The sequence below is a fragment of the Roseateles sp. genome (assembly GCF_031397715.1).
In the GTDB taxonomy this organism is placed as follows: domain Bacteria; phylum Pseudomonadota; class Gammaproteobacteria; order Burkholderiales; family Burkholderiaceae_C; genus Paucibacter_A.
Genome location: NZ_JANNMI010000187.1, coordinates 1 through 1,426 on the forward strand (window position 1 = coordinate 1; position 1,426 = coordinate 1,426).

A 1,426-nucleotide genomic window follows, 5' to 3' on the forward strand; every position below is an offset into this window, starting at 1 on the left:
ATGGTGAAGTCATACCAAAGCACGGCCCCACCGGGTTTGAGCCAGCGCCACATGGCCGCCGCCACCGCCGCTTGCACCTCATCAGACAAGATGGACGAGAACACGGTGGACTGCAATACAAGGTCTTGGCTGCCGGGTTCAATGGCGGCCTCGGCCGCATTGCCCAGCATCAGGGTGACCGTGCTGGGCAAGACCGCGCGCGCTACAGCATGGCGCTCGGGCAGCAGCTCGATGCCGCTCAGGTGGGCGGGCAGCAAGCCAATGCGCAGCATTTCCAGCAAATTGCCACCGGCGCCGCAGCCCACCTCGGTCAAACACCAATCTACCGGCGCTGCGGGCCGTTGGGCCAAAACCCGCAGCAGCGCGCGCTGGCGCTCGTGCAGCATTTGCCAGACCTCGGGGCGCAGCAGGCTGTAACGGTCGCTGGCCGGTCGACGCGCGTAGCGCTCAGCGATGGCGTCTAACTCGCGCTGCTCCATCACTGGCCCTCTCGCCGGGCCGCCCCAAGAGCGGGCCGCGCCCCCTCGGGGGGCACAGAGCAAGGCGAGCGTGGGGGCTTCATGTCACAGCCTCGATAAATCGGGCGGCTAGCACCGGGTAGGTATGCTGCGCCAACACAAAGGCGCGCCCGCGTTGCCCCATCTCAGCGCGCGCTTGTGCGCTCAAGGCTGCCAATTGCAGGGCGCCTTGCGCCACGGCCGTCGCATCTTCAGGAGCCACGGTCAGACCGGCGCCGGCTTCGGCCACCGGGTCGTTGCCGGCCTTGACCGAATGCAAGACCGCGCATCCCGCCATCATGTAATCCATCAGCTTGTTCGGCGCGATGCCGAAGCGGTAGATGGAAGAGCGCTGCCAGCCGATATAGGCGATGTCGAACAGACCCAAGAGCGCCGGGATTTGCGCCTTCGGGATGGGATCGAACAAGCTCACCAGGCTACTCAAGCCCTCGCTGCGTACACGCTCGGCAAGACGCGCTTTTTCATGCCCGCCGCCGACCATCACGATGGCGATTCGCTTGCCCTCGGGCGTGGCGGCCAGCAGCTTGGCTGCGTCGAGCAGCACATCCAAGGCGTTAGGCAGGCCGTGCGAGCCGGCATAGCCCAGCACGACGCGGCCGCTGGCTCGCAGCAGGGTCAGATGTGCCGCCAGGTCCGCATTCAAGGCCTCCGCCGCGCCCGTCCATTCGTCCAGCGTGATGCCGTTGGGCACGATGTGCAGTTTGCTCAAGTCAAGCCCATGCGCGGCCATATGCTGATCCACTTTAGGCAGCATCGAGACGACCACATCGGCGTCGCGACAGGCGGCGTTTTCAGCGGCCTGGCAGAGCAGCGCGTGCGGGTGCGGTTGACGGAAAAAGGCCGCAAGATACGCCTGATGCTGAACGAATTGTTCGCGCGCCATGCCGAAACTCTGGAAAAGCGCGGGC

General features: G+C 65.6%; 3 protein-coding genes. 1 reads left to right on the plus strand and 2 read right to left on the minus strand.

Annotated features, from left to right (window positions below):
- The coding region (locus tag RMO57_RS07970; RefSeq protein ID WP_310385648.1) for a class I SAM-dependent methyltransferase at positions 1-479 on the minus strand (479 nt) is incomplete at its 3' end.
- Positions 480-558: 79 nt separating this feature from the next.
- Positions 559-1,227, minus strand: coding sequence for a glycosyltransferase (locus RMO57_RS07975; RefSeq protein ID WP_310385650.1), 669 nt, complete (start codon positions 1,225-1,227; stop codon positions 559-561).
- A 9-nt stretch (positions 1,228-1,236) separates the two neighbouring features.
- On the opposite strand from RMO57_RS07975, the gene RMO57_RS07980 reads away from it, so the two are divergent.
- Positions 1,237-1,426, plus strand: a 190-nt coding sequence (locus tag RMO57_RS07980; protein ID WP_310385652.1) for a hypothetical protein, incomplete at its 3' end; no start/stop codon positions are given.